Origin of the sequence: Geothrix sp. 21YS21S-4 (assembly GCF_030845995.1) — a bacterium.
Classification (GTDB): domain Bacteria; phylum Acidobacteriota; class Holophagae; order Holophagales; family Holophagaceae; genus Geothrix.
On record NZ_CP132719.1, the window covers coordinates 2,048,384 to 2,073,242 of the forward strand.

Annotated in this window: 15 protein-coding genes, 2 tRNA genes and 3 rRNA genes; 5 read left to right on the forward strand and 15 right to left on the reverse strand. The window is 66.1% G+C overall.

The window, feature by feature from the left end:
* Positions 1-4 precede the first annotated feature (4 nt).
* A complete protein-coding gene (locus RAH39_RS09310; protein WP_306589822.1) occupies positions 5-451 on the forward strand; it encodes a response regulator in 447 nt (148 codons plus the stop codon).
* Positions 448-3,087 (forward strand): hybrid sensor histidine kinase/response regulator, encoded by a 2,640-nt coding sequence (locus RAH39_RS09315; RefSeq protein ID WP_306589823.1) that lies wholly within the window; start codon positions 448-450, stop codon positions 3,085-3,087. Before RAH39_RS09310 ends, RAH39_RS09315 begins: the two co-directional genes overlap by 4 nt.
* 3 nt (positions 3,088-3,090) lie before the next feature.
* Here the strand turns inward: RAH39_RS09315 and RAH39_RS09320 are convergent, their stop codons facing one another.
* Together RAH39_RS09320 and RAH39_RS09325 are read right to left on the reverse strand one after the other, a co-directional pair.
* A complete protein-coding gene (locus tag RAH39_RS09320) occupies positions 3,091-4,002 on the reverse strand; it encodes an alpha/beta fold hydrolase (protein WP_306589824.1) in 912 nt (303 codons plus the stop codon).
* A 141-nt stretch (positions 4,003-4,143) separates the two neighbouring features.
* Positions 4,144-4,569 carry a molybdenum cofactor biosynthesis protein MoaE gene (locus tag RAH39_RS09325; protein WP_306589825.1) on the reverse strand — a complete coding sequence of 142 codons (426 nt, stop codon included), beginning with the start codon at positions 4,567-4,569 and terminating at the stop codon, positions 4,144-4,146.
* Positions 4,570-4,623: 54 nt separating this feature from the next.
* On the opposite strand from RAH39_RS09325, the gene lat reads away from it, so the two are divergent.
* Entirely contained in the window at positions 4,624-5,964 is a 1,341-nt protein-coding gene (gene lat, locus RAH39_RS09330) for an L-lysine 6-transaminase (RefSeq protein WP_306589826.1), read from the forward strand.
* Entirely contained in the window at positions 5,961-6,401 is a 441-nt protein-coding gene (gene rnhA, locus RAH39_RS09335) for a ribonuclease HI (protein ID WP_306589827.1), read from the forward strand. The genes lat and rnhA overlap by 4 nt, the downstream gene beginning before the upstream one ends.
* Positions 6,402-6,437: 36 nt before the next feature.
* On the opposite strand, the gene RAH39_RS09340 is transcribed toward rnhA, so the two are convergent.
* From RAH39_RS09340 to RAH39_RS09350, 3 genes are all read right to left on the reverse strand, one after another.
* Complete coding sequence (locus tag RAH39_RS09340; RefSeq protein ID WP_306589828.1) at positions 6,438-8,249, reverse strand: TonB family protein; 1,812 nt, start codon at positions 8,247-8,249, stop codon at positions 6,438-6,440.
* 81 nt (positions 8,250-8,330) lie between these two features.
* Positions 8,331-8,990: a hypothetical protein gene (locus RAH39_RS09345; RefSeq protein WP_306589829.1), complete on the reverse strand. Its 660-nt coding sequence runs from the start codon at positions 8,988-8,990 to the stop codon at positions 8,331-8,333.
* The gene (locus tag RAH39_RS09350) at positions 8,983-10,401 is read right to left on the reverse strand and encodes a sigma-54-dependent transcriptional regulator (protein ID WP_306592115.1); all 1,419 of its coding nucleotides are present in this window, start codon (positions 10,399-10,401) and stop codon (positions 8,983-8,985) included. Before RAH39_RS09350 ends, RAH39_RS09345 begins: the two co-directional genes overlap by 8 nt.
* Before the next feature lie 67 nt (positions 10,402-10,468).
* Here RAH39_RS09350 and RAH39_RS09355 point away from each other — a divergent pair, with 67 nt between their 5' ends.
* A complete protein-coding gene (locus RAH39_RS09355; RefSeq protein WP_306589830.1) occupies positions 10,469-12,796 on the forward strand; it encodes a ComEC/Rec2 family competence protein in 2,328 nt (775 codons plus the stop codon).
* On the opposite strand, the gene RAH39_RS09360 is transcribed toward RAH39_RS09355, so the two are convergent.
* The 10 genes from RAH39_RS09360 to RAH39_RS09405 form a co-directional block, all read right to left on the reverse strand.
* Complete coding sequence (locus RAH39_RS09360; protein ID WP_306589831.1) at positions 12,765-13,346, reverse strand: phosphorylase family protein; 582 nt, start codon at positions 13,344-13,346, stop codon at positions 12,765-12,767. The two genes, RAH39_RS09355 and RAH39_RS09360, sit on opposite strands and share 32 nt — an antisense overlap.
* A 9-nt stretch (positions 13,347-13,355) precedes the next feature.
* Entirely contained in the window at positions 13,356-14,237 is an 882-nt protein-coding gene (locus RAH39_RS09365; RefSeq protein WP_306589832.1) for a DNA cytosine methyltransferase, read from the reverse strand.
* On the reverse strand, positions 14,213-14,827 hold the full coding sequence (locus tag RAH39_RS09370; RefSeq protein WP_306589833.1) for a hypothetical protein: 615 nt from the start codon (positions 14,825-14,827) through the stop codon (positions 14,213-14,215). Before RAH39_RS09370 ends, RAH39_RS09365 begins: the two co-directional genes overlap by 25 nt.
* The gene (ettA, locus tag RAH39_RS09375; protein ID WP_306589834.1) at positions 14,824-16,521 is read right to left on the reverse strand and encodes an energy-dependent translational throttle protein EttA; all 1,698 of its coding nucleotides are present in this window, start codon (positions 16,519-16,521) and stop codon (positions 14,824-14,826) included. Before ettA ends, RAH39_RS09370 begins: the two co-directional genes overlap by 4 nt.
* Before the next feature lie 109 nt (positions 16,522-16,630).
* The gene (gene ppdK, locus RAH39_RS09380; RefSeq protein ID WP_306589835.1) at positions 16,631-19,345 is read right to left on the reverse strand and encodes a pyruvate, phosphate dikinase; all 2,715 of its coding nucleotides are present in this window, start codon (positions 19,343-19,345) and stop codon (positions 16,631-16,633) included.
* A 119-nt stretch (positions 19,346-19,464) separates the two neighbouring features.
* Positions 19,465-19,580, reverse strand: a 5S ribosomal RNA gene (gene rrf, locus RAH39_RS09385).
* Between the two features lie 115 nt (positions 19,581-19,695).
* A 23S ribosomal RNA gene (locus RAH39_RS09390) occupies positions 19,696-22,633 on the reverse strand.
* 239 nt (positions 22,634-22,872) lie between these two features.
* Positions 22,873-22,950, reverse strand: a tRNA-Ile gene (locus RAH39_RS09395).
* A gap of 68 nt (positions 22,951-23,018) precedes the next feature.
* A tRNA-Ala gene (locus RAH39_RS09400) sits at positions 23,019-23,094 on the reverse strand.
* 121 nt (positions 23,095-23,215) lie between these two features.
* A 16S ribosomal RNA gene (locus RAH39_RS09405) occupies positions 23,216-24,753 on the reverse strand.
* The 16S, 23S and 5S rRNA genes sit together here with 2 tRNA genes alongside, the layout of an rRNA operon.
* Between the last annotated feature and the right edge of the window lie 106 nt (positions 24,754-24,859).

Sequence of the window (24,859 nt, forward strand, 5' to 3'; positions counted from 1 at the left end):
CGGCATGAACCCCCAAGGCATCCTGCTGGTGGAAGACAATCCCCAAGACGAGTTGCTGACCCTCCGCTCCCTGAAGCGGGTGAACCTGGCCAATGCGGTGGAAGTGGTGCGCGACGGGCAGGACGCCCTGGATTACCTGTTCCACCAGGGCTCCTATGGCGCGGGGCCGGTCCTGCCCCTGCCGGCGGTCGTCCTTCTCGACCTCGGCCTCCCCCGGGTGGGGGGGCTGGACGTCCTCAAGCGGATCCGCGCCGACGCCCGGACGCGCCATCTTCCGGTGGTGATCCTTACGTCCTCCCCGGAGGAGCAGGACCGCCTCCGCAGCTACCTGGGCGGGGCCAACAGCTTCGTCCGGAAACCCATCGACTTCACGGAATTCGCCGAGACGGTGGCGCGCCTCGGAGTCTACTGGATGGCCGTCAACCAAGCGCCCCTGCAGGAGGCCCTGTGACTCCCTCTCTGAGCCTCCTCTCCATCGAGGACTCGGAGCCCGACTTCCTGCTCGTCCAGCGCAGCCTGAAACAGCACGGAGTGATGGCCGAGTTCCGCCGAGTGGACAACTACTCGGACCTGAGAGAGGCCCTGAACAGCGGTGGCTGGGACGCGGTCCTGTCGGACTACAACATCCCCGGCCTGGATTTCCGCCAGGCCCTGGACTTCATCCGCACCGAAGCGCCGGATCTGCCCGTCATCCTGATTTCCGGCAGCATCGGCGAGGAAGAGGCCATGGACCTCCTCCGCCGCGGGCTGTCGGACTTCGTGCTCAAGGACCGCCCCACCCGCCTGGCCGGGGCCCTCCGCCACAGCCTGGAGACGGTGCGCGTCCGCAAGGCCCAGCGCGTGGCCGAGGCGGCCCTCCTGGAGAGCGAATCCCGCTTCTCCACCATCTTCCGGTCCAGCCCGCTGGGGATCGCCCTCAGCCGGAAGGAGGACTCCCAGTTCGTGGAAGTCAACGAGGCCTTCCTGGAAATCTTCGGAAAGGAGCGAGAGGAGGTCATCGGCCGGACGCCGTTGGAGCTGGGATTCTTCCTCCAGGCGGAGGACCGGGAGCGCTTCATCGAGCGCATCCGGGCCGAGCATCGGGTCAGCAACTTCCAATTCCAGTTCCTCAAGGGCGAAGAGGTGCGGGACCTGCTGATCTCCGGCGAGCAGGTGCAGGTGGGCGGCGAGGATCTGCTCCTCGGGATGGTCTCGGACATCACGCCCCTCAAGACCGCGGAGCGCGGCCTGCGGGCCAGCGAATTCCGCTACCGGAACCTGTTCGAGAACCTGGTGGAGGGCTTCGCCCACTGCCGGATGATCTTCCGCGACGACCAGCCCGTGGATTTCGAATTCCTGGCCGTCAACCCGGCCTTCGGCCGCCTCAGCGGGCTGTTCAACGTCGTGGGGCGCCGCATCACCGACGTCATTCCCGGGATCGAGCGGGACAATCCGGAACTGTTCCAGGTCTTCGGCGAAGTCGCCCAGACGGGGATGTCCACCCAGATCGAGACCTACCTTCCCGCCCTCGGCATCTGGCTGTGGATCACCGTCTACCGCCCCGACGAAGGCGAGTTCATCGCGGTGTTCGACAACATCTCCGACCGGAAGCTGGCCGAGAACGCCCTCCGCACCAGCGAGGCCAAGTTCCAGGCCGTGTTCAACGTCTCCCCCGTGGGGATCCTGCTCAGCCGCCTGCACACCGGCGAGATCATCGACGCCAATCCCGGCTTCCTCCACCTGATGGGCTACCGCCTGGACGAGATGCTGGGACGCACCACCCTGGACCTCGACTTCTGGGTCCGCCCCAGCGACCGCGAGGAGGTGCTCCGCCAGATCCGCCGCACGGGCCACGTGGAAGCCCGGGACCTGGAACTCAAGAGCCGCTCCGGCGAGATCCTGTCGGTCACCTGGTGGACCGATCGCGTGGAATTGGGCGGGGAGTACGCCCTGGTGAACCTCGTCCAGGACCGCACGGCCCGCCTGAGGGAGGAGAAGGAACGCCAGCGGCTGGAGGCCGAAGTGGCGCACGCCCAGAAGCTGGATTCCCTGGGCGCCCTCGCCGGCGGCGTCTCCCACGACATGAACAACGTCCTGGCCGCCATCATGGCCCTGGGCTCCATGCTGAAGGAGAAGCACCGCGACGATCCCGTCCTGTCGAAGTACATGGATACCCTTCTCCACGCCGCCGGCCGCGGGCGCGACCTGGTGAAGGGGCTCACGGACTTCGTCCGCAAGGACATCCCCGAACCCAAGGCCATGAACCTCAACGACGTGGTCCGCCACGAGGCGGCCCTCCTGAACCGCACCACCTTCCAGAAGGTGGCCGTGGAGCTGGTTCTGGAAGAAGGCCTGCCGGAGGTGATGGGCGATTCCAGCTCCATCTCCAACGCGCTGATGAACCTCAGCGTCAACGCCCTCGACGCCATGCCCGGCGGCGGACAGTTGATGATGACCACCCGGCGCGGAGACCTGGGACAGGTGGAGCTGTGCGTCCGGGACACCGGCGAGGGCATGCCGCCCGACGTGGTCAAGCGGGCCATGGAGCCCTTCTTCACCACGAAGCCCCCCGGAAAGGGCACCGGCCTGGGCCTGGCGCTGGTCTACAGCGTGATGAAATCCCACGGGGGGCGGGTGCAGATCCTCAGCGAACCCGGCGAGGGCACCGAGATCATCCTGTCCTTCCCCGGGCTCATCCCCGGGGCGGAGAGTTCCAAGGAGTTCCTCTTCCATGAATCCGCCGTCCAGTCCTCCCTCCAGATCCTGCTGATCGACGACGACGACCTCGTCCGCCATTCGGTCCCGGGGATGCTGGAAGCCCTCGGTCACCGGGTGGTGGCCCTCCCCGGCGGGCGGGCAGCCCTGCAGGAACTCGACGGCGGCCTGTCGCCCGACCTGATCATCCTCGACCTGAGCATGCCTGGCATGGATGGCGAGGAGACCCTGGAGCGCATCCGGCTCAAGCTGCCCGAGGTGCCCGTCCTGCTGGCGACCGGCTACCACGACGAGCGCAGCGAGCGGATCCTGGAGCGCTTCGTGGGCGTGGACGTGGTGATGAAGCCCTTCACCCTCATGGACATCAAGGTCAAGCTGGCCCAGCTGACCTAGGCCCTACTTCAGGAACTCCAACAGCGCGGCGTGGAACGGCTCCGCCGCCTCCAGGTGGGGGATGTGCCCCACGCCTTGCAGCTCCATCAGCCGGGCGCCGGGGATCGCGGCCTGGGCGCGGCGGCCCAGCTCCGGGTAGCGTCCGAGGGTCGCCAGCACCTCCGGCGACACCGCGTCCCGGCCCACCACGGTGCGATCCGCCTGTCCGATCACCAGCAGCGTGGGCACCGCCAGCCGCGGAAGATCCTGCACCACCGGCTGGGTGTAGATCATGTCGTAGGTCAGCGCCGAGGCCCGCGCCGCCCGGGGCCACTCGCCGCTGAAGGTGGCCCGCCACGCCAGGTCCGCCCACACGCCGAAGTCCGGCTTCCAGGTGGCGAAGTAGCCGCGGTAGAAGCGCTCCAATCCCTCCCGCGTCGGCGCCACCATGCTCCGGTAGCTGGCGTCCACGGACGCGAACGGCACCTTCCCGCGGTAGTCCTCCAACCCGATGGGATTCTCCAGCACCAGCTTCGCCGTGGCGTCCGGATGCATCAGCGCGAACCGGACTGCCAGCATCCCGCCCATGGAATGCCCCACCACCGCCGCTTTGGGAATGCCCAGGTGGTCCAGCAGCCGCTTCGTCGTCTGCGCCAGCAGCTCGAAGCTGTAGTGGATGTCCGCCTTCGCCGACTTGCCGAACCCGATCTGGTCCGGCACCACCACCCGATACCCTGCCTCCGTCAGCGCCCGGATCGTCCCCGCCCAGTACGCCCCGAAGAAGTTCTTCCCGTGGAGCAGCACCACCGCCTGCCCGTTCGCCCGTCCCGTGGGCGCCACGTCCATGTACGCCATCCGCAGGTCCTGTCCCTCGATCATCACCGGAAAGAAATGGACGGGATGGGGATAGGGATGGTTCTCCAAGGCGAGGCCCAAGGGTTCCAGCGCTACCACCGGAGCAGACGACTGGGCCAGCATCGGAAGTGGAAGAAACAGAGAGGCAAGGGCGAGGCGCTTCAACATGGAAAGGAGGATAGCAATAGAACTCTTTTTCGCGTCTTTCGCGGTTTCCAATCGCTACGGGTAGGCGCAGTCCACCCAGCTCTCGGAGCCATCCCCGTAGGTCTCCCGCTTCCAGATGGGGACGCGCCGCTTGATCTCGTCCATCAGCCACGCGGCGGCCTCGAAGGCCTCGGCGCGGTGGACGGAGGCGACGGCCACGAGAACCGCGGGTTCGCCGATGGGGACGCAACCGATGCGGTGGTGGACGGCGCAGCGCAGCAGGCCGTGGCGCTCGATGGCCTCGTCGCGCAGGCGGGCCAGTTCCTTTTCGGCCATGGGGACGTAGGCCTCGTAGGCCAGTTCGGCCACAGCCCGCCCCGCGTGGTGGTCGCGGACGCGGCCCTCGAACAGCACGAAGGCCCCCGCGCGGGGATCCGCCGTGACAGTTCGTAAAGCGTTGGGGTCCAGAGGCGCTTTCTGGACGGAAATGAAGGGAATCATGCGTGTCCGGGCCTCCGGGCCAACCATACACTGAACCGTTTTCCCGAGGTCCCCATGTCCAGCCTGCCCGTCGATCCGACCGCCGTCTTCGACACCCTGCGCCGCCACATGCTGGTGGACGGGTTCCACCTGGTAATGGACCTGGAAAAATCCCACGGCTCCTGGATCGTGGACGCCCGTGACGGGCGGAAGTATCTCGACTTCTACACCTTCTTCGCCACGACGCCCCTAGGGCACAACCATCCCCGCCTGCGGGAGGCGGCCTTCGTCCGCCACCTGGGCGAGATCGCCGTCAACAAGCCCGCGAACTCCGACATCTACACCACGGCCTTCGCCGAATGGGTGGAGGCCTTCGGGACCCACGTGGCGCCGGACTACCTGCCCTGCCTCTTCTGGATCGACGGCGGGTCCCTGGCGGTGGAGAACGCCCTGAAGGTGGCCTTCGACTGGAAGGTGCGGAAGAACCTGGCCGCGGGCAAGGGCGAGAAGGGCTCCCAGGTCCTCCATTTCCGCGAAGCCTTCCACGGCCGCAGCGGCTACACCTTGAGCCTCACCAACACCGCCGATCCCCGGAAGCATCAGTACTTCCCCAAATTCCCCTGGCCCCGGATCCCCAATCCCAAGCTGACCTTCCCCGTGGATCCCGCCACGGCGGAAGCGGCCGAAGCCGAGGCCGTCGCCGCCATCGAAGCGGCCGTGGCGCGGGACCCCGACGACATCGCGTGCCTCATCGTCGAGCCCATCCAGGGCGAGGGCGGGGACAACCACTTCCGCGGGGAATTCCTCGCGAAGCTGCGCGTCCTGGCGGACCGTCATGATTTCCTGCTGATCTTCGACGAAGTGCAAACGGGCTTCGGCGCCACGGGCAAGTGGTGGGCCCACCAGTGGTTCGATGTGAAGCCCGACCTCATCAGCTTCGGCAAGAAGGCCCAGACCTGCGGGATCGCCGCGGGCCCGCGCCTGAACGAGGCGGGCGGCGTGTTCAAGGTGCCCAGCCGCATCAACAGCACCTGGGGCGGAAACCTCGTGGACATGGTGCGGGGCACGCGGATCATCGACATCATCCGCGAGGAGAACCTGCTGGACCACGGCGTGAAGCAGGGCGAGCGCCTGCTGAAGGGCCTTCAGGAGATCCACCGGGACTTCCCGGAGACCACCTCCAATCCCCGCGGTCGCGGCCTGTTCTGCGCCCTGGACCTCGCCACGCCCGAACTGCGCAACGCCGTGGTGGCCAAGGGCCACGACCTGGGAATGATGATCCTCTCCACCGGCGTGCAGGGCCTGCGCTTCCGCCCCGCCATGAACCTCAGCACCGAGGATCTGGACCTGGGCGTGGAACTGCTCCGGCGCGCGGTTTCCGAAGTGACCGCCACCTCGCCTACTCTGGTGGGATGAAGGTCGAACTCTACTGCGATGGTGCGTGTCTCGGAAACCCCGGTCCCGGCGGCTGGGGGTACCTCCTCCGGGTGCGCTTGGCGGCTGGCGTCCAGGAGCGGGAGGATTCCGGCCCCGAAGGCGGCACCACCAACAACCGGATGGAGCTGATGGCGGCCATCCGCGGGCTGGAAGCACTCACCCGCCCCTGCCAGGTGGTGCTCCACAGCGACAGCCAGTACGTGGTGAAGGGCATCACCTCCTGGCTGAAGGACTGGAAGCGCCGCGACTGGAAGAAGGCGGACGGCAAGCCCGTCATCAATGCCGACCTGTGGCAGGCCCTGGACGCCCAGTTGGCGCGGCATCACGTCGAGGCGAAGTGGGTGCGGGGCCACGCCGGACATGCGGAGAACGAGCGGGTGGACCGCCTCGCCAACGACGCCGCCCACCGGGCCTGAGAAAGGGCCGCCGGAGCGGCCCTTTCCCTTCGGTGATCAGCGCCGGCGCGGGAAGCGGTAGATGATCTCCGGCGTCCAGCCGCGGACGGGCTTTCCGTCGCGGGTGGCGGGCGCGAAGGCGGACTTGTTCGCCGCTTCGATGGCGGCCTCGTCGAACCCGTAGGCGCCGGCCACGCCTTCGACCACGGAGACCTTCAGGGGCTGGCCCTGCTCGCCGACGAACACCTTCAGGCGGACGGTGTGATCCAGGTTGGTCTCCCAGCGCATCTGGACGGCCCGCAGGGGGAAGGCCGGCGCCACCTGGGTCGTGACGCGCGCCGCCTGGTCGTTGGTGACCGCGGACGCGACCGACTGCGGGGCCGTCTGCTGGGGGGTGGGGACCTGCGCGGCCGCGGGGCGCTGGGTCTCCTGCATGGGCTGGGGCTTGGGCGATTCGGGCGGCGGCAGCACCGGCACCGACGGGCTCTCGGGAAGCTTCTTCTGCTCCGCCAGCTTCTGCTCAGCGGCCTTCTGCTCCGCCAATCGCTGCTCGGCGAGCTTCTGCTGGCGCTCCACCTCCAGCTTCCGCGCCTGGGCCTCTTCGAGCTGCTTCTGCAGCTTGGCCCGCTCTTCCACCGACTTCGTCTCGCTCAGCTGCTTCTGCAGCTGGGTGGTGCGCTCGGTTTCGGCCTTGGCCCGGGCATCGAGGTCGGCCTTCTGCTGCTCCATCTGGACCTTCAGCTGGCGAAGCTCGGCGAGCTGCTGCTGGATGGCCGGATCCAGCTTCGGCGTCCGCCCGAAGAGGAGGTAGCCCAGCCCCAGGATCACCACCGCGCCGATGCTCCCGCCGATGAGGAGGGTCCGGTTCTTCTGCTGGACCTCGGCATGACCGTCGATGTGCTCCGCGCGGTTGGCGCCGCTGCGCAGCGTCTCGCCCGCCGCGGTGTAGGCCAGGTAGTTATCCCCCTGCTCCGCCTTCATGGCGGCGGCGTCCCGGTCGTTCTCCTCCCGGAACAGGGTGTGCATGAAGAAGGCCATGTTGAAGGTGGTGGGGCTGTACTCTCCGTCGTAGAGCACCCGCTCCAGCTCCGCGTTGAACGCCTCCACCGTGGGGAAGGGCTGGCGGCCGAGGAGCAGCCGGCCCAGGAAGGCCCGGATCTCCGCGGGGATCGGGGCGTCCTCCTGCGCGGCCTTCAGCGTGGCGCGATCCAGGGCGCCCTGCAGGTCGCCGCCCACCGGCAGCGGCTCGAAGGTCAGCAGTTCGTAGAGCACCGCCCCCAGGGCGAAAAGATCCTGCTGCAGCCCGTCGTTGGCGGCGCCCTGGAGGTAGGGCGCCAGCTTCCGCTGGGCGGCGGGAGCCTTGGCCAGCAGGCTCGCCATGAGGGGCGCGTAAGGCGCATCCATCACCTGGACGGCGCCCTCGAAGCTCACCCACACGCTGTGGGGGCTGAGCACGCCGTGGGAGACGCCCTTGGCCTGCATCTGGACGATGGCCTGGGCCACGCCCTGGATCACCGTGAGGGCGTGGTCCACGCCGAAGGGGATCTGCTCCAGCTTCGCCTTCTCGATGAGCTGCGCCAGGCTGCGCCCGGGCACGTAATCCCAGGCCACGTGCGGCGTCTTCCCGCCCTCCAGGCGGTAGCCCAGGCCGTAGACGCGCGCGCCGCCCAGCAGGGGCACTACGCGACCGGCCTCGGGCAGGCGCGTGTTCATGCCCGCCTGGAACAGCTCCTCCGAGAACGTCCGCACCAGGACGTGGCGATCGAAATTCCCGCCGGCGAGGGCCACGGCGCGGTGGACGCCCCCGAAGGGATCGCTGGTCAGCTCCGAAGCCAGCAGATAGGACCCGAGGCGCGTATAGGTGCCCATGACTTCTCCAGAGGGGATGCAGAACGATAGCCCGAAAGCCCCGATCCGACTAGGTGATCCGAAGGTGGCGAAAGGGCTCCCTCAGGGCGCGGGCGGCAGTTCCCACAGGTCGCCCGCCGTCCGCCAAGCGAGGATCCACAGGTTGGCGGTGGCGTGGACTCCGGTGGAGAAACCGAGCTGCAACTGAGCGAAGGGAAGGGAGAGATCGTCCCAGGGCCCGATGCGCCGACCCGTCGCCTCGTCGAAGTGTTCCCGCAGGCGGAGGTTCCGGGTCCGCTTGACCTCCAACAGCCGGCGCAGCGCGGGACCCGGATCCAGCGGGCCGGTGGCCGCCCAGGCGGGTTCCCGGGTCACCAGGAGGTGGGAGAAGTGCCCGTCGGCGTAGGCCTCGAAGCTCTCCCGCAGGGGGCTCAGGCCCTCCGAAGCGGAGGGATCCGCCAGGAGCTGCACCTGGTGGGCGAGAACCCCCAGGTCGCGCGCCAGTTCCTCCGGACGGCGCCGCTCCTGGCTGAGCCGGAGGACGGTGCGGAACTGGGCCTCCACCTGCTCCACCGTGGGAGGCTGATCGTTGGCCACGCCCCGGGCGCCTTCCATCAGGGGACCCGCGTGGGCGCGCAGGAAATCGGCCATCCGGCGGGGCACCAGGCGCATGGCCTTGGCGGTCTGGGCTTCGTGCACCTTGGGCGACCACGCGCCGAGGGACCCGCAGGCGAGGATCGCGGCCAGGGCAGCGCTACGCATCGGGGGCCTCCCGCGCCAGGGCCGACGCCGCCTCTCCCATGGGATCCAGGGGGATGCCCAGGGCCTTGAGGCGGTGAAGGAGGGTGGTGCGGCGCATCCCCAGGCGGCGGGAGGTCTCGCTCTTGTTCCAGTTCGTGGCCTGAAGGGCTTCGAGGATCAAGTGGCGCTCCAGATCGGCCAGGAAGCGGCCCAGGTCCTGGTGCTGCGGAAGCCGCGGGAAGGCCGCCGAAGGCAGGACGCCCGCCACGGGAGCCGGAAGGTCCTGGAGGAGAAGGCGCTCCGGATCCGACCCCAGGGCCATGGCGCGCTCCACGGCGTTCTCCAGTTCCCGCACGTTCCCGGGCCAGCCGTAGACTTCCAGCGCCTGGAGCGCGGCGGGCTCCACCTGCTTGAGGGGAATTCCCAGATCCCGCGCGAACTTGCGGAGGAAATGGGCCACCAGCACCGGAATGTCCTGGGGATGCTCCCGCAGGGGATGGAGCTGCACCGGGATCACGTTCAGTCGGTAGAAGAGATCCTCCCGGAAGCGCTTCTGCTCCACCAGATCGCCGAGATCCTCATTGGTGGCGGCCACCAAGCGGAAGTCCGCCTTCTGGGTGCGGGTCGAGCCCAGGGGCGTGAACTCCCGCTCCTGGATCACGCGGAGGAGCTTCACCTGGAGGCTCGGCGGCATGGTCCCGATCTCGTCGAGGAAGAGCGTCCCGCCCTCCGCCTGCTGGAAGCGGCCGGGGCGATCCGTGCGCGCGTCGGTGTAGGCGCCCCGGACGTGGCCGAACAGCTCGTCCTCCAGCAGCGTCTCAGGAATGGCGCCGCAGTGGATGGCGACGAAGGGGCCAGGCGCGCGCGGGCTCCACTGGTGAATGGCCCGGGCCGCCAGTTCCTTGCCCGTGCCGGAGGGGCCGGTGATCAGCACCGTGGAAGGCGAAGGCGCCACCCGGCGCAGGAGGGCCTGGAGGTTCTGCCAGGCGTCCGACCGGCCCACCATCTGGGGACCCGAGGGCCGACCCTCCACCCGCTCCCGGAGGCGCTGGTTCTCCAGGTTGAGGCGGGACTTCTCCACCGCCCGCAGGAGGGTGTGCTCGAGATCCTCGGTGCGGAAGGGCTTGGGCACGTAGTCGTAGATGCCCATCTTCATGGCCTGGAGCACCGTCTCCACTTCCGTCGAGCCGGACAGCACCACCACGACGGTGTCCGGCCGGGCGACCGCCTGGCGGGCCAGTTCGAGCCCGCTGAGGTCGGGGAGCATGAGATCCACCACCGCTAGGTCGAACCGCTCGTTGCGGAGGCACTGGGCACCGCGGAGCCCCGAGCCGGTGCCGACCACCTCGTGTCCGTGGCGGGAGAGGAGGCTTCCTACCACCTCGAGGATGGTGGGATCGTCGTCCACCAGAAGGGCCCGCACGGGAGTCATCACCTGCCAGAGTCCCCGTCCCCGAATCCGCTGTCAAGGTTTGGACAGGCTCGGTAGACTCGTCGCCATGCTCTCCAGATCCAGCCTGTGGCGCCGCCTCTCCGGCGCCCCCATGTGGCCCCTGGCCTGGGCCCTCGCCGCCGCCTGCGCCGTGCCATGGCTCGCGCCGGAACGCTGGAGCGGACACGTCGACACGCGGTGGCTCATTCTGGGCGCCCTCGGCTGGTGCGCCACGCTGCCCCTCTTCTTCCGCCGCCGCTGGGCGGTGGTTCCCCTCGCGCTCGGGCTCGCGGGCTTCACGTTCCTGGGCCTCGCCCGAAAAGCGCGGTGGGAGACGGCCCTGCCTGCGGGTTTCCAGGCGCTGGAGGGCCGCCTTGCAGAGCCCTGGACCCCACAGGGCGACCGCGTGCGGACCCATCTGGAGGTGGTGGCACCCGAGTCCCTGAAAGGGCTGGCGCTTCCCCTCACCGTGCCGGCCGAGGGCAAAGCTCCCCTGCCAGCGCCCGGAACGCCCATCCGCCTGCGGGCGGAATTGCGGTCGGTGGAGCCCGGCCCCATCTTCCTGGCCGAGCGCCCGCTGTGGCGGGCCCGGAGCGACGAGGCCCCCCGCCGCATCCACCTTCCTTCCGCCCAGTTGATGGAAGCCACCGGTCCGCCCGCCCCTTCCCTTCTCCTTCGCCTCCAGGCCTTCGCGCGAAGACGCTTCGACGCGCTCCCGCTGGACCCCACCGCGCGGGACCTGTGGGGAGCCCTCACCCTCGGCATCCCACCCGCGCAGGAAGCCCATTTCAGCGTGTTCGCCGAGAGCGGGACCCTCCACATCCTGGTGGTCTCGGGCCTTCAGGTGACGCTGGTGATGGCGGCGGTGGAGGCCCTCCTCCGCCGGCTCCGCATGCGGGGCGCGGCCGGAGGATCCATGGTCGCGGGACTGCTCTACTCCGCGCTGGTGGGCTTTTCCGCCCCGGTGTGGCGGGGCCTCTTCATGGGCATCGCCTGGGCCTTCGGGCGGCGCAGCGGGTGGCAGCTTCCGCCCGCCGCCGGCCTTCACTTGGCCCTCCTCCTGTGGCTGCTGGGCCATCCCGCGGCGGGAGCGGAGCCGGGGTTCCTCCTCGCGTGGTGGGCGCTGCTGGGCCTGCTGTGGGGAGCGGAGCCCCTCGCCGGGCTCATCGCTCCGCTCCTGGGCCGCGCGGCGCTTCCTTTCGCGCGGCTGGCGGCACCCTGGCTGTCCACGCTGCCCCTGCTCGCCCTGCTCCACGGCGGCGCCCCCAAGTGGGGAATCCTCGCCAACCTCCTGGTGCTGCCCCTGGTGGCCTTTCTGACGCCCCTCTGCCTCGCGCTGATCCTCCTGCCCCTTCCCGGCCTGACGCCGGCCGCCGCGGCGGTTCTGGGCTGGATGGGCGATCGCCTCGTGCCCGCGTTCACGGGGCTGGCGCCCCTCGCCACCGGCATTCTGTGGCCCTGGCTTCTTCTGGCTTTGGGCTGGATCCTCCTGGCGCATCGCCAGGGAACCCTCCGCCGCACCCGCGCCCTGATCGTGGGACTGGTGGGCCTTTCGGCGGGACTGCTCGTCTCCCGCGGGACGGGCCGCGCGCCGGAGGCTCTGTCCCTGGAGGCGGTGGACGTGGGCCAGGGCGATGCCCTGCTGGTCCGCGCGCCGCAAGGGGACGCCACGCTCGTGGATACCGGAGCCGGCCCCTGGACGGCCCGGCGCGTCGTGCGGGTGCTGAGCCGCCGGGGCGTTCGCGAACCCGTCCACCTCGTCCTCACCCATCCCCACGCGGATCACACGGGCGGGTGGGCCACCCTGTCGCGGCTGTGGCCCCTGGCCTCGACCTCCGTGCCCATCACCGCCGACGACGAGGATCCCTGGGCGCCCTTCAGCCCACCCGGGGCGGATCCTTCGGGTCTCTTGCGGGGCGATGGCTGGAGGCGCGGAGAGGCTGCCTTCAGCGTCCGGTGGCCCGCCCGCGCCTACGCCCTGCCCGACGCCAACATGGTGTCGGCAGTTCTGCGCGTCACGTGGGGCGACCGGGAGCTGTGGCTGATGGGCGACGCCCTGGGCATCCAGGAGCGGGACCTGCTGGACCTCGGCGAGCCGGGTCCCTTCGCCCACCGCGTCCTGAAGGCCGGCCACCACGGCAGCCGGACGGCCTCCGATCCCGCCTGGGTCGCGGCCCTCCGCCCGGAAGTCGCCATGATTTCGGCGGGCCTCCGGAACCGCTTCGACCACCCGCACCCGGAAACGCTGGAGACGTTTCGGAGGGAAGGCATCGGCGCGTGGATCACCGGCCCCTCCCGCGGCGTGCGGATCTCCGCCGTCCCCGGCGGCTGGCGGATCGATACGGGCGACGGCGCGGCGGCCTTCATCCCCTTCCGAAAAACCCCGACTCCCTGAGCGCTTCCACCAACCGCCGGCTGCCCTCGGCGTGGTTGGCCTTCCACTGGGCCTGCGCGTCCGGTCCCACGTCGTTCACCACCACCAGGGCGCCGCCGCAGGGAACGCCGGCCCCGTGGCACGCCGCGAAGACCCCCGTCAGCTCCAGGTGCTCCGCGGGGGCCACGGACGCCAAGCGGGCAGCGCCTTCGGCAGTCTTCGTGATGGCGGGGGGAACGGCCACGGAGTGGGCGGCAAGCGGCCCGGGCAGGGTGGATTCCCAGCGGACCCGCTCCAGTCCCGGGCGGTAGGCACCTCCCTGCACTTCCTCCAGGGACGTCGCCACGGCTTCCGACGCCCAGAGGCAGTCGAACAGGGCGAGGCGCGCGTCGTAGCGCCCGCAGGTTCCCAGGAACAGGACGGCCTCGGGCCGCCGCTCCACTAGGAGCCTCGCCGTGGCCGCCGCCGCCGTCACCGCGCCCACGCCCACCGTGGCCGTCTCCCAGCCGGGCGGCGGATTCCCCGCGAGAGGGCCCAGTTCGGGAGCGAAAGCCGAAAGCAGAAGGCGCATGGGGGAAGTCTACAGGTGGTCCAGCGCCCAGGTCGCCACGGGAATGGACAGGCCGTTGCCCAGCAGGCGGTAGCGGGCTTCCAGCGACAGGGAATCAGGAAAGCGGAATCCCGCCGGCAGGCCCAGCAGGCGGGCCGCTTCAGAGGGCGAGAAGCGGCGCACGCCCTTCGCCGTCCGCAGGAAGGAGCCGCTGCCCACGAAGCACTGGCCGTAGCCGCCGATGAAGCAGGCGCTGCGCCGATCCGCCGCCGTCACGAGATCCATTCCCTCACCATGGCGGGCGAGGACGTCGGGCGCGAGGTACAGCGCAGGGTCCTCCTCCTCGTCCAGGAAGTCGGCCAAGGGGCGCGGCGGCACGGCCGGCAAAGGCCGAACCGCGAGGGGCTTCCGGGAAGCCACCACGAAGACCCGCGGCCGCAAATTGGGCAGCCCGAAGCCGGTGGGACAGGCCTCGAGATCGAGGGCGTGGAAGCCGTGGGCGCGCAGACGTTCGGCCAGCAGGGCATGGGCGTCGGAGCCCCGGAAGCCTCCGACGTTCTCCAGGACGAGCCGCTCGGGAGGCGCCGCGTCGAACAGATCCATGAGGTGGCGGAAGGCGCGGGAGCGGCGATCCTCCAGCCCCCGGTGGTTCCCCATGCGGCAGAAGGGCTGGCACGGCGGGCTCAGCAGCCATGTGTCGGCGTCCACCGCGGCCAGATCCTTCGGGGGAAGGGTGGCGAGCTCGCGGGTGCGGGGCCGGTCCCCGTGGTTCAGCGCGTAGGTGGCATTGGCGGGGTCGCTCACGTCGTAGGCGGCGGCGACAAGGCCGCGATCTCCCAGGGCGAAGCGCCAGCCGCCGAGCCCCGAGAACAGCTCCAGGACCCGCATCACCCGCAGCCGCAGCTTCCGCAACTCCCGCAGGCGGCCGCAGGCAACGCCGAGACCTTCGCCAGCGCGCGGCCCTCCCAGAAGAGGCGGACGGCGGCGACCAAGGCGATCGCGGCATCGGCCCCGGCGAACCAGCGGCTCGCCAAGCCTCCCGCAAGGAGGAGCAGGGCCAATTCCATGGGAACGCGCGCCACCGTCGCGTCGAGGTCCAGCGTGGGATGAAGCCCCTTCTGGCTCCGCTTCCCCATCCACGCCAGTCCGAAGCCCACCGCGCCAGCGCCTCCCAGCGCAAGGCAGGAGGATCCGAGAGGGGCGCTCCGGTCCCCCATCAGCGCGGCGCCGGCGGTGAGGGCCATGCCCGCAGCCAAGAGGCGTAGCAGAAGACCGACCGCCCGCAGGACGAGGCGCTCCCGCTCCAGTCCGCGGTTGCCCAGACCCTCGCGGAGGCGCATCCAGGCGTTCACGGAAAGGGCCGCGTGAAGAAGACAGGCGCCGCCGAAGCCCCACAGGGCGATGGAGCCTTCGGCCCAGCCGAAGGCGACGCCTCCGAACCCCAGGCCCAGGGCGGCCGCGAAGAGCATGCCGCGGGGAGAAGGGGAGACGGCGGTCGTCATCGCGTCAGCTTGCGGTACTTGATGCGGTGCGGATCGAAGGGCTTCAGGCCCAGCACGTCCTTGCGGTAGGCCTCGTACTGGCTGTAGTTCCCGTCGAAGAACTGCACCTGGGAATCGCCTTCGAAAGCCAGGATGTGGGTGGCCAGGCGGTCCAGGAACCACCGGTCGTGGCTCACCAGCACGGCGCTGCCCGCGAAGGATTCGATGGCCTCCTCCAGCGCCCGCATGGTGTTCACGTCGAGGTCGTTGGTGGGCTCGTCGAAGAACAGGAGGTTGGATTCGCTCTTGAGGGTCAGCGCCAGATTCAGGCGGTTCTGCTGGCCGCCGCTCAGTTCCGAGACCTTCTTCTGCTGGGAATCGCCGCTGAACCCGAAGCGGCTGAGCCACGCACGGGCGTTGATGAGCTTTCCGCCCAGCTCGATCTGCTCGTAGCCGCCGGAGACCGCCTCGAACACGCTCTTGTCGAGGTTGAGCCCCGCGCGGAGCTGGTCCACGTAGGCCATCCGGACGGTCTCACCCAGCTTGATCGTGCCCGCGTCCGGCGTTTCCTGGCCCGTGAGCAGCCGCAGAAGCGTGGACTTGCCGGCGCCGTTGGGGCCGATGACGCCCAGGATCCCGCCCCGCGGAATGGCGAAGCTCAGGTTCTCGAACAGGACGTGGTCGCCGTAGGCCTTGGTGACGCCTTCCAGCTCCGCGACGAGGTCGCCCAGGCGCGGGCCGCTGGGGATGTAGATCTCCAGCTCCTGCTCCTTCTGGCGACCTTCTTCACCCGCCAGGCGCTCGTAGTTCGCGATGCGGGCCTTGCTCTTGGTGTGCTGGCCCTTGGGCGACATCCGGATCCACTCCAGCTCGCGCTCCAGGGTCTTCTGCCGCTTCTGGTCGGACTTCTCCTCCCGTCCCAGGCGCCCCTGCTTCTGCTCCAGCCAGCTGGAGTAGTTGCCCTTCCAGGGGATGCCCTCGCCGCGGTCCAGTTCCAGGATCCACTCGGCCACGTGGTCCAGGAAGTAGCGGTCGTGGGTGACGGCGATGACGGTGCCCTTGTAGTCCTGGAGGTGCTTCTCCAGCCAGGCCACGGTCTCGGCGTCCAGATGATTGGTGGGCTCGTCCAACAGGAGGATGTCGGGCTCCTGGAGGAGCAGGCGGCAGAGCGCCACGCGGCGGCGCTCGCCGCCGGACAGGACGCCGATTTTGGTGTCGGGATCGGGGCAGCGGAGGGCGTCCATGGCCTGGTCCAGCCGCGCGTCCAGGTCCCAGCAGTCGTGGGCGTCGATCTTCTCCTGCAGCTCTCCCTGCTTCGCGAGAAGCACGTCCATGTCCGCGTCGGGATCCGCGAACTGCTCACTGATGGCGTTGTAGTCCCTCAGCCAGCCCACCTTCTCGGCGGCGCCCTCCTCCACGATCTCCCGCACGGTGCGGGCGGGATCGAGCTGGGGCTCCTGGTCCAGGATGCCGGTGGTGTAGCCCTTGCTGAGGACGGCCTCGCCGTTGAAGTCCTGGTCGACGCCCGCCATGATCCGCAGAACCGTGCTCTTGCCTGAGCCGTTGAGGCCCAGGACGCCGATCTTGGCGCCGTAGAAGTAGCTGAGGGAGATGTCCTTGATGACGGGCTTGTTGTTGTAGATCTTGCTCACCCGCATCATCGAGTAGATGATCTCGGGCTGATCGGAAGGGGTCCGGGTCGCGGTCTTGGCCATGGGTCGCTCGAAAAGGCCTATTTTACCGCGTTTCCGAGGATTTCCCGAGACGCCCGAACGCGCAGGGGGACGCGAATCGCCGCGTCCCCCTGCGTTTACGGCGAATGGCTCAGTCCAGCGCGGCCTGGGCCGCCGCCAGGGTGGCGATGGGCACGCGGTAGGGACTGCAGCTCACGTAGTCGAGGCCCACCTGGTGGAAGAACCGCACGCTGCGGGGATCCCCGCCGTGCTCGCCGCACACGCCCAGCTTGAGGTCCGGCCGGACGGCGCGGCCCTTCTCGCAGGAGATCCGCACCAGCTCGCCGATGCCCTCCTGGTCCAGGCTCTGGAAGGGATCCTCGTCGAGGATCTTCTTCCCCACGTACTCCGGCAGGAAGGTTCCCGCGTCGTCGCGGCTGAAGCCGAAGCCCATCTGCGTCAGGTCGTTGGTCCCGAAGCTGAAGAACTCGGCCTCCTGGGCGATCTTGTCGGAGGTGAGCGCCGCGCGCGGAATCTCGATCATGGTGCCGATGGGGCACGCGAAGGCTTCGCCGCGCTCCCGGCTCACCTGGGCGAGCTCATCCAGGATTTCGGTCTTGGTGTAGACCAGCTCCCGGACGGTGCCGATGAGAGGCACCATGATTTCGGGAATGGCCGTGATGCCCTTCGCCCGGACGTTGAGCGCGGCTTCGGCGATGGCGCGGACCTGCATCCGGACGATCTCGGGGAAGGTGATGCCCAGGCGGCAGCCGCGGTGGCCCATCATCGGATTGAATTCGTGGAGCTGCGCCACGCGGCGCTCCACGGTGCCCAGATCCACGCCCAGGATTTCGGCCATCTCCTTTTGGCCGGCCTCGTCCTGGGGCAGGAATTCGTGCAGGGGCGGATCCAGGAGCCGAATGTTGACCGGCAGGCCATCCATGGCGGCGAAGATCCCCTCGAAATCCTCGCGCTGCATGGGGAGCAGCTTCGCGAGGGCCTTCCGGCGGCCCTCGGTGTCGGTGGCGAGGATCATCTCGCGGACGGAGAGGATACGGTCGCCCTCGAAGAACATGTGCTCCGTGCGGCACAGGCCGATGCCCTGAGCGCCGAAGGCCCGGGCCACGGCGGCGTCGTGGGGCGTGTCCGCATTGGTCCGCACCTTCAGCCGCCGCGCCTCGCGGCTCCAGTCCATGATCTTGGCGAAACGGCCGTAGAGCTCGCTCTCCTCCGCTTTCAGGCGGCCGTCCACCAGCACCTGGTTCACTTCGGAGGGATGGGCGCTGAGCTTGCCCGCGAAGACCTCGCCCGTGGAACCGTCGAGGGAGATCCAATCCTCGCCGGCCTTCAGAACCTGCTCGCCCACCATCACCAGCCCGCGCGCCACGTCGATCTGCACCGCCGAGGCGCCGCAGACGCAGGGCTTGCCCATGCCCCGGGCCACCACCGCCGCGTGGCTGGTCATTCCGCCGCGGGCCGTGAGGATCCCCTGGGCGGCCACCATCCCCGCGATGTCCTCGGGACTGGTTTCCACCCGCACGAGCACGACGGGCCCTTCCTGGGCCATGCGCTCGGCGTCCTCCGCGGTGAGGGCGATGCGGCCCGTGGCCGCGCCGGGACCGGCGTTCAGTCCCTTCGTCAGGAGGTGGCCCTCCGTGCGGAGCCGATCCTTTTCCTTGGGATCGAATACGGGCGCCAGGAGCTGCGACAGGCTGTCGGCGTCCAGGCGCTTGAGGGCCGTTCGGCTGTCGATGAGCCCTTCGTCCACCAGGTCGATGGCGATGCGGATCCCCGCCATGGCCGTGCGCTTGCCGTTGCGCGTCTGAAGAAGGAACAGCTTGCCGCGCTCGATGGTGAACTCGATGTCCTGCATGTCCTGGAAGTGCTGTTCCAGCCGCTGGCATGTGGCGTCGAGTTCCGTGAAGGAAGCGGGCATGGCCTCTTCCAGGCTCTTGAGCCCCGTGCCCTCAGCCTGCTGCCGGGTGATGGGCTGGGGCGTGCGGATGCCCGCCACCACGTCCTCTCCCTGGGCATTGATCAGGTATTCGCCGTAGAACAGCTTCTCGCCCGTGGAGGGATCCCGCGTGAAGGCCACGCCCGTGCCGCAGTCGTCGCCCATGTTGCCGAAGACCATGCTCTGGACGTTGACGCCCGTGCCCCAGTCGTCGGGGATGCGGTTCAGCCGCCGGTAGGTGATGGCGCGCGCGGTGTTCCAGCTCTCGAAGACGGCGCGGATGGCGCCCCACAGCTGGTCCATGGGTTCCTGGGGAAAGGCGCGGCCGGTCTCCTCCTGGACGATCTCCTTGAAGGCCACGACCAGGGCCTTCCAATCCTCCGCGCTCAGATCCGTGTCCTGGTGCTTCCCGAGGCGCTCCTTGGCGCGCTCCAGCTCGGCCTCGAAGAGCGCGTGCTCCACGCCCAGCACCACGTTGCTGTACATCGTGATGAAGCGGCGATAGGAGTCCCACGCGAAGCGGGAATTGCCGCTGGCCTTCTCCAGGGCCAGGACGGTGCGGTCGTTGAGCCCCAGATTGAGGACGGTGTCCATCATGCCGGGCATGGACACCCGCGCCCCGGAGCGCACCGACAGGAGCAGGGGATTTTCGTCGGAGCCGAACCGGCAGCCGCGTACGCCCTCCAGCCACCGGAGGGCCTCTACCACTTCCGTGCGCAAGGCTTCAGACAGTTGCCGGCCATGGGTGTAGTAGGCCCCGCACTGCTCGGTCGTCAGGGTGAATCCGGGCGGGACGGGAATGCCAAGCCCCGCCATCTCCGCAAGGTTGCAGCCCTTGCCTCCCAGAAGGTTGCGCATGGCAGCGCTGCCTTCATTGCGGTTTCCCCCGAAGGTGTAAACACCTTTACTCATCAGTCTCCTCCACGCGGAACCCCCAGTGTATCCGGCGCGGAGCCCAAAAACCCGCATGGATGCGGAAGTGGGTACGCAAAAAAACGGGTCACTCACAATGGAGTGACCCGTTCGATTTAACGTCGCAGCGACCTACTTTTCCACTCCTGTGGGGAGCAGTATCATCGGCCCTCCAGGTCTTAACGGCCGTGTTCGGGATGGGAACGGGTGTGACCCCTGGGGAAAAGCCACGACGAAGGGTAGAAGGGTTGAGAAGGGTTTAAGGCGAAGGCTCTGTCGAGCGTTCGTGGGTATGACGTCGTTGCAGGTTGAGCGGAGCTCAAAACTGCAGGGGTGTGATTGATTGATGAAAGGTCAAGTCGATGGACCGATTAGTACCGCTCAGCTGAATCCGTCACCGGACTTGCACATGCGGCCTATCAACGTGGTGGTCTACCACGGGTCTCATAGGGAGATCTCATCTTGAGGGGTGTTTCGCGCTTAGATGCTTTCAGCGCTTCTCACTTCCCGACATAGCTACCCAGCATTGCACCTGGAGGCACAACTGGAACACCAGAGGTCAGTCCATCCCGGTCCTCTCGTACTAAGGACAGGTCCTCTCAAATCTCCTGCGCCCACACTAGATAGGGACCGAACTGTCTCGCGACGTTCTGAACCCAACTCACGTACCACTATTGATCGGCGAACAGCCGAACCCTTGGGACCTGCTTCAGCCCCAGGATGTGATGAGTCGACATCGAGGTGCCAAACCTTGCCGTCGATATGAACTCTTGGGCAAGATCAGCCTGTTATCCCCGGCGTACCTTTTATCCGTTGAGCGATGGCCCTTCCATTCGGGACCACCGGATCACTATAACCTGCTTTCGCACCTGCTCGTCGTGTCTGACTCGCAGTCAAGCTCCCTTATACTATTGCGCTCTGCGGCTGATTTCCAAACAGCCTGAGGGAACCTTCGTACGCCTCCGTTACGCTTTAGGAGGCGACCGCCCCAGTCAAACTACCCGCCTGACATTGTCTTCCACCCGGATCACGGGTGCGAGTTAGAGATCAGCGTTAAACAGGGTGGTATCTCAACGTCGGCTCCACCGACCCTAACGAGCCAGTTTCATAGCCTCCCACCTATCCTGCACAGTCCAACGCCAACCTCAATGTCAAGGTGTAGTAAAGGTGCACGGGGTCTTTCCGTCTAAGTGCGGGTAACCGGCATCTTCACCGGTGCTACAAGTTCGCTGAGTCTCTGCTGGAGACAGTTCCCAGATCGTTACGCCATTCGTGCAGGTCGGAACTTACCCGACAAGGAATTTCGCTACCTTAGGACCGTTATAGTTACGGCCGCCGTTCACCGGGGCTTAAATTCGCAGCTTCGCTTGCGCTGACCGCTCCTCTTGACCTTCCGGCACCGGGCAGGCGTCAGCCCCTATACCTCCTCTTTGGAGTTTGCAGAGACCTGTGTTTTTGTTAAACAGTCGCCTGGGACATTTATGTGCCACCCCCTCGGGCTATGAACCCTACCGGGGTACCCCTTCTCCCGAAGTTACGGGGTTAATTTGCCGAGTTCCTTCAGCAGAGTTCTCTCAAACGCCTGAGGATTCTCTCCTCGACTACCTGTGTCGGTTTGCGGTACGGACACAAACATCTCTCCTTAGCAGCTTTTCTCGGCAGTGTAGGATCAGAACTTTTCGTCAGAAACCTTGGGCTCGCGGCGCCCGGACTTCCCTAAGCGCCACCCTTGGATCCTTTCGCAGGACATTCCATAGCCCTGCGTCCCTACCTTCCTGCGTCCCTGCATCGTGCAAACGAGATGCTCATGGTGCTGGAATATTAACCAGCTTTCCATCGCCTACGCCTTTCGGCCTCAGCTTAGGGTCCGACTAACCCAACGCGGATTGACCTTGCGTTGGAAACCTTAGTCTTACGGCGGACGGGGTTCTCGCCCGTCTTTACGCTACTTATGCCGACAGAGTCTCTTCCCATGTCTCCAGCTGTCCTTACGGTCAACCTTCACAGACGTAGGGAATGCTCCCCTACCACTTACGTTCGCAGCTTCGGTAACATGCTTGAGCCCCGTTGAATTGTCGGCACAGACCCGCTTGACCAGTGAGCTATTACGCTTTCTTTAAAGGATAGCTGCTTCTAAGCTAACCTCCTGGCTGTCTAAGCACATCCACATCCTTTTCCACTTAGCATGTATTTTGGGACCTTAGCTGGCGATCTGGGTTCTTTCCCTCTCGACTACGGATCTTATCACCCGCAGTCTGACTGCCGGACTTCACGGCGTGCCATTCGAAGATTGGTTGGATTCAGTAAGCTGGTAAGCCCCCTAGTCCATTCAGGTCTCTACCTGCACGACGAAACATCCGACGCTAGCCCTAAAGCTATTTCGGGGAGAACGAGCTATCACGGAATTTGATTGGCCTTTCACCCCTATCCTCAACTCATCCAAGCGGTTTTCAACCCACACTGGTTCGGACCTCCATCCGGTGTCACCCGGACTTCATCCTGGTCAAGGATAGATCATCCCGTTTCGCGTCTATTTCCAGCGACTGTCGCCCTATTCAGACTCGGTTTCCCTGCGGCTTCGCCTCTTCGGCTTCGCCTCGCCACTAAAAATAACTAGCCGGCTCATTATGCAAAAGGCACGCGGTTCCCCTGGTTAAAACCATAGGGGTTCCACTGCTTGTAGATTGACGGTTTCAGGTTCTATTTCACTCCCCTCATCGGGGTTCTTTTCGCCTTTCCCTCACGGTACTGGTTCACTATCGGTCAGATGAACATATTTAGCCTTACCGCATGGTCGCGGCAAATTCTGTCAAGGTTTCTCGTGCCCCGACATACTTGGGAACACCTCTCAGAGTCCGATCGGCTTTCGCATAAGGGGCTATCACCCTGTATCGCCGGCCTTTCCATGCCGTTCCGCTAACCGTCGGTTTTGTAACTCTGTGCTGGAGGGCAGCTCCAGCCTGTGGGTCCCACGACCCCCCTTACGCAACGCCTGCCGCTTACACGTAAGAGGTTTGGGCTCTTCCGGTTTCGCTCGCCGCTACTCCCGGAATCACTGTTGTTTTCTGTTCCTGTGGGTACTGAGATGGTTCACTTCCCCACGTTCGCTTCCCGAAGCCTATGGATTCAGCTTCGGGATGACTGAGCTTTCACCCAGACGGGTTTCCCCATTCGGACATTCCCGGATCACCGTTCGCGTGCAACTCCCCGAGACTTTTCGCAGCTTACCACGTCCTTCATCGCTGTCATCTGCCAAGGCATCCACCGTCAACCCTTTGTAACTTGGCCTTCCATCAATGAATCACATTGACTTCAGACCCACGAGAGTGTTGATTCGCTAAACTTGCCTCGCCTTAAGCCCACAGCGTCACTTCAACGCCATGGATCACCCTTCTCTATTCCTTCTATTTGATTGTCAAACAGCTCTGCCTTGCGACCACCGGCCCTCAAGCCGGTCTTGAGCTGGATTCAAACCCCGCAGGGTCTCAACTCAACTCAATTCCCTCTTCGCCATTCCTGGCTCGTGGTGGTGGGCCTAGGTGGATTCGAACCACCGACCTCACGCTTATCAGGCGTGCGCTCTAACCAGACTGAGCTATAGGCCCTCGTGCGTTCACACACGGGAGGGCCCCGAGGCTCCTGCTTGGCCTCCTACTCGTGCCCCAGCAGGCGTTGGTGGACCCGACCGGGATCGAACCGACGACCTCCTGGATGCAAACCAGGCGCTCTCCCAGCTGAGCTACGGGCCCTTACTCACGCCCAAGCACGCTCGTCAAAGACTCGCTGATCTGCTCGAGCGTCTTTAAAAACCGGATAGAATTTCGATCGGAAGCGTTGACCTATGCCATTCGTTCGAACGGCTCTCCTTAGAAAGGAGGTGATCCAGCCACAGGTTCTCCTACAGCTACCTTGTTACGACTTCACCCCAATCACCAAGTTCACCATTGAGAGCTGGCCCCTTTCGGTTACCTCACCCTCTTCAAGTGCTCCCGGCTTTCGTGATGTGACGGGCGGTGTGTACAAGGCCCGGGAACGTATTCACCGTATCATTCTGATACACGATTACTAGCGATTCCACCTTCATGTAGTCGAGTTGCAGACTACAATCCGAACTGAGGACGACTTTCTCCGATTAGCTCCATCTCGCGACTTTGCAACGGTTTGTATCGCCCATTGTAGCACGTGTGTAGCCCTGGACATAAGGGCCATGAGGACTTGACATCATCCCCACCTTCCTCCCGGTTAACCCGGGCAGTCCCCGTAGAGTTCCCGCCATGACGCGCTGGCAACTACGGGTAAGGGTTGCGCTCGTTGCGGGACTTAACCCAACATCTCACGACACGAGCTGACGACAGCCATGCAGCACCTCTGCAGCAGTTCTTGCGAAAAGGCCCATCTCTAGACCGGTCCACTGCAGTTCAAGCCCAGGTAAGGTTCTTCGCGTTGCGTCGAATTAAACCACATGCTCCACCGCTTGTGCGGGCCCCCGTCAATTCCTTTGAGTTTCAGCCTTGCGACCGTACTCCCCAGGCGGAACACTTAACGCGTTAGCTCCGGCACGGAAGGGGTCAACTCCCTCCACACCAAGTGTTCATCGTTTACAGCGTGGACTACCAGGGTATCTAATCCTGTTTGCTACCCACACTTTCGCGCCTCAGCGTCAGTTACTGTCCAGGTGGCCGCCTTCGCCACTGGTGTTCCTCCTCATCTCTACGCATTTCACCGCTACACGAGGAATTCCACCACCCTCTCCAGTACTCTAGCCTTCCAGTCTCAGATGCAGTTCCCAAGTTGAGCTCGGGGATTACACATCTGACTTAAAAAACCGCCTACGCGCCCTTTACGCCCAATAATTCCGAATAACGCTTGCCCCCTCTGTATTACCGCGGCTGCTGGCACAGAGTTAGCCGGGGCTTCCTCTCCAGGTACCGTCAAGCAACAATGCTATTAACACTGCTGCCTTCGTCCCTGACGACAGGGTTTTACAGTCCGAAGACCTTCATCACCCACGCGGCGTTGCTGCGTCAGACTCTCGTCCATTGCGCAAAATTCCCCACTGCTGCCTCCCGTAGGAGTCTGGACCGTGTCTCAGTTCCAGTGTGGCCGATCACCCTCTCAGGCCGGCTACTGATCGTCGCCTTGGTGGGCCATTACCCCGCCAACTAGCTAATCAGACGCAGGATCCTCTTCTAGCCCCAGGCCTTGCGGTCCCCAGGTTTCACCTCCAGCATCCCAGCCAAAGGTCTCATGCGGTATTACCACTCCTTTCGGAGCGTTATTCCCCACTAAAAGGTAGATTCCCCACGCGTTACTCACCCGTCTGCCATGCACCTTGCGGCACATCCGACTTGCATGTGTTAGGCACGCCGCCAGCGTTCATTCTGAGCCAGGATCAAACTCTCAAGTTTCATTCCTGAACCCTCAAACCCAAGAACTCTCGTCCTCAGGCCAATGTTCTGGTCGTATTTCTCTGAATTTCGCAGCCCGTCCTAGAACGTCCCACGAAACCCTCAA